Here is a 4,125-nt window from a genome sequence, read left to right as displayed (position 1 = left end):
TCAAACGATATATTTACCCTGCAATTAATGCTTTAAAAGATTATCACGAATTATCAGATCAAACCGTTGATATGAGATACCGTTTCAATGTGAAAGACTGTCATTATTTAACACCTTACTTTGAATTAATGAATAGACGCAGAGAAAAAATTGAAAACTTGGTGATAGAGCTTTACCAATCGTCCGGACGTTTACTGCCTATGTCGCAGGAGTTAAAAGATACTTATAGTTCTATGATTCAAAAAGCAATGATGCAAGAGACTCACGGTCAAACTCTGAGTAGAGGCATAAACGATATGATAACGGCCACCGAACGGCTCGATGGTCTTTTAACTAATATATTTAGTGAAGTTGATGCCGCAGGAGTTGTCGTAAATAATGCAAAACAAGGTACAGCAGATACTACGGCTAGTTTGAACCAATTAACAGCTCATATTGAAGATACAGCTCTTCATATTGATCAACTAAAAACGGACAGTGAACAAATTAATGCCATCACAGATGTTATTAATTCTATTGCCGACCAAACAAATTTACTTGCCTTAAATGCGGCCATAGAAGCGGCAAGAGCGGGTGAACATGGTCGAGGTTTTGCCGTTGTAGCCGATGAAGTTAGAACCCTAGCAGAGAGAACAACACAATCGACAAAAGAAGTTCGAGAGATCGTGACACAAATTCAGCAAAGCACGGCCTCTGCGCATCAAGTGATGCAAATTGGCAGAGAATCAGCACAAGATACGTTAAAACTTTCTCATGAAGCAAATGAGCAATTGATTCAAATTGAAAGCTCAATGACATCAATCAATGATGAGTCTGAGCAAATCAATGAATCTCTTCACGCTCAAAAATCGATTTCTGATGATGTTCAAGATTCGGTTCGTGCCATAGTTGAAATAAACAGTGGTGCATTAGAAAACTCTCAAATTCAAACCGTTACATCAGAAGATATGCTCAATCTGGCCAATAAATTAAAATCTAATTTTGAGCAGATTTCATTTACCGAAACCACTTGGGAAACACCAAAAAGAACTAATAAACGCCATGAATCAATACAAGAAATATCAGAGGATGATGGTGTTGAACTGTTTTAATATATATTGTTTTACAGCTTTTATATTTAGGTGTTTTGTGGGTGCTAATTAGCGTTGTTTGACTGTTGCTTTACGTCCGCTTAGCCCAAGATAGTGGTCAGTCGATGAAACCATTTGTATGACTATACTGAGCGAAAACTTGCCGTTAGCAAAATGGCGACTGACGACCTATAGCGGTCGTAAGAGAGTTCGAACTATCAGACTATATTGAGCGAAAAACAATCATACGATTAATCAAATGTGACTGACGGCAATGAGCGAACCAGTCATACGATTAATTAGTTGTGAAGATCGCCTTTACTGAGAAAGGGGTCGTTCATAACTTTTTGTATAATTGACGTTTTATGTCATTAATGAATTTTCGATATTTAAAAAAGGGAATATTCACTAATGGTAACTTCAGTTTAAATACTGCCCTGCGACATAATGGCAATAATTCATCGTACAGTGAGTAATGTGGAGCCCACCGGCAATTTCATAGAATGTGTTGTAAGGTCATGATGGAAAAAGAAAGCAAGGCTGAACATCTTAATCCTTGCAAAGATTACAAGGGCGACACTAGTATTCGATGGTAAAACTTGAAAGCTCTTATCTATAAGTAGCTTCGAAATCAGTTTTTACTAAATGAACAACATTAAATGCGGACCGCGCTTTATTTAAATTTACAGTGCGTTTCGTTTTTTCAAAAAATTAACTAGCGCTTTGATTATGCGATAATAAACCTAGTATTTCTTCAAACGGTTGAGGTCTATGAATACCGTAACCTTGAGCATAATCAACTCCAAGTTCGCTTAACATTGCTTTTATGCCCTTGTTCTCTACAAATTCAGCAATTGTTTGCATCCCCATGATGTGACCAATTTCATGAATTGCCTTAACCATGGCATGGTCTATTTTATCTTCCATCATATCTTTTACAAAAATCCCATCTATTTTGAGATAATCAACTGGAAGGTTTTTTAAGTAACCAAAAGAAGAAAGTCCACTGCCAAAATCATCGAGAGCAAACTTACAACCCAATTTTTTAAGCGCTAAAATGAAGCGCTCTGCCACCACGATATGAGAAATAGCTGCTGTTTCTGTTATTTCAAAACAGAATTTCTTACCATCAATTTTATACTGACTAAATTTTAAGATGATAAATTCTAAAACGCTCTCGTCAGTCAAAGAGTGACCAGAGAGGTTTATTGAAATAAAGTCAACCTTATCTAAAAAGGAAGGATTCAAGTGCAACAAACAAAAAGTTTTGTCTATCACCCAAAGATCCAATTGCACGATGAGATTGTATCGTTCTGCCGAGGGCAAAAATGCACCAGGCGGGATAATTCCGCCGTTTACATCTTGCATTCTAACAAGTAATTCATAATGCGCTTTATTGCTGTCCTTGAGTGACTCAATACTTTGCGCATATAAGCAAAAGCGGTTTTCGGCAAGCGCTTTTTGAATGCGATTAACCCATTGCATTTCACCATGTCTTTGGGTTAAATCTTCATCGTTATCATTATAAATATGAATGCGATTACGCCCATAATCTTTAGCTACATATACCCGTGATCAATGAAAACGCTTGATTTTCTTAAAAAAGGGATCAGGATACAGCCATGCAAAAAATATCCCTCACACCAGACCAAAAGTCAGCATTAGAGTTACAGCACAAGAAATGTCGTGACCAGCGTGAGTGTGACCGGATAAAAGCGGTATTGTTGCGAGATGAAGATTGGTCAGTCCCAAAGATCGCCCAGGCCTTACGTATCCATGAAACGAATGTTCTGCGTCACTTAAAGGATTTTATTAAACACAAAAAGCTTACCTCTACCAGTGGTGGCTCTCAGAGTTATCTGAATGCAGAGCAAACGCAACACCTCATCGACCATCTTTGTGACGTCACCTATTTACACACTCACCAAATAGTGGCGTACATAGAAGAAACATTTAAGGTTGTGTATACGGTATCGGGACTCAACAAATGGTTACATCAGCATCAGTTCAGTTACAAACAGCCAAAAGGTGTTCCCCATAAGTTTGACGTGGACAAACAAACGGCATTTATTGAGTATTATAAACAGCTAAAAGCCAACCTAAGTGAAAACGAGCCCTTGTTATTCATGGACGCGGTGCATCCTACCCAGGCCACCAAAATAACGTCGGGTTGGATAAAAAAAGGCGTGGATAAACTGATTAAAACCACCGGCAGCCGAACCCGTCTCAATATTGTTGGTGCGATCAGACTCGGTCATTTAGAGGAAGCGGTGATAGAGCAATATGATAAAACCGTTAATGGGGAGTCGATTGTGGACTTTCTCACTAAAACTCGGAATGCTTACCATGCAAGCGGCACCATCCACTTGGTACTGGATGGTGCCGGGTACCATCGTTCGGGCTTGGTGACGGAGGCAGCAGAAGAACTGGATATTACGTTGCACTTTTTGCCGCCCTATAGTCCCAACTTAAACCCGATAGAACGCCTCTGGAAAGTGATGAACAAACATGCCAGAAATAGTCAATATTTTGCGACGACCAAAGAATTTCGACGGCGAATAACGCATTTTTTCACAACCACGTTGCCTGATATTGCTGATTCACTTGGAAGTACCATCAATGACAATTTTCAACAATTCAAACCTGCATTTTGAAGATGCTTGGGTATAGACACAAAAGCAAAGGATTATTTACCACAGAGGGCACAGAGAACACAGAGGAGATGAAGATGAGTATTGCGGCTTCGCCGAAAAGCCAGCCGAATATTTAATCTTAACATTCTTTCCCTCTGTGTAGCGCAGCGCTCGGCGCCCTCTGTGGTTCAAAATCCTTTATTCTTTGGCTTTTAGCATTTAAACGCTTTTTACTCTGTGGTTTATATCTTTAACCTTTGGATGTTTTTTTTAAAGCTAACACCGCTGTTTTAGCCGTTCTGCTAAATTTCCATTGTAATCCGGCTAAGCCTTTCCTACTATGTGCTTTAGTATCAAGAACTATACCTATAAGTGGTGCTGTAATGTTAAATCGTCTTCAAGAATCCGATATCAAATTATTG

Annotated in this window: 2 protein-coding genes and 1 pseudogene; 2 read left to right on the top strand and 1 reads right to left on the bottom strand. The window is 38.9% G+C overall.

Annotated elements, in window-relative coordinates; translation table 11 throughout:
• Window positions 1-833 (top strand): annotated as a pseudogene (locus ACJAT7_RS18190) (methyl-accepting chemotaxis protein); the annotation flags it as partial.
• Between the two features lie 948 nt (window positions 834-1,781).
• Here ACJAT7_RS18190 and ACJAT7_RS18185 read toward each other — a convergent pair.
• Window positions 1,782-2,555 (bottom strand): EAL domain-containing protein, encoded by a 774-nt coding sequence (locus ACJAT7_RS18185; protein WP_415228213.1) that lies wholly within the window; start codon window positions 2,553-2,555, stop codon window positions 1,782-1,784.
• A 137-nt stretch (window positions 2,556-2,692) separates the two neighbouring features.
• Here ACJAT7_RS18185 and ACJAT7_RS18180 point away from each other — a divergent pair, with 137 nt between their 5' ends.
• Window positions 2,693-3,724, top strand: coding sequence for an IS630 family transposase (locus ACJAT7_RS18180; protein WP_415228212.1), 1,032 nt, complete (start codon window positions 2,693-2,695; stop codon window positions 3,722-3,724).
• Window positions 3,725-4,125: the final 401 nt, after the last annotated feature.

It is taken from the genome of Psychromonas sp. (genome assembly GCF_047632995.1).
Lineage (GTDB): Bacteria > Pseudomonadota > Gammaproteobacteria > Enterobacterales > Psychromonadaceae > Psychromonas.
Note: the sequence above shows the minus strand (reverse complement) of the source record. Positions and strands in the feature narration are given on the sequence as shown.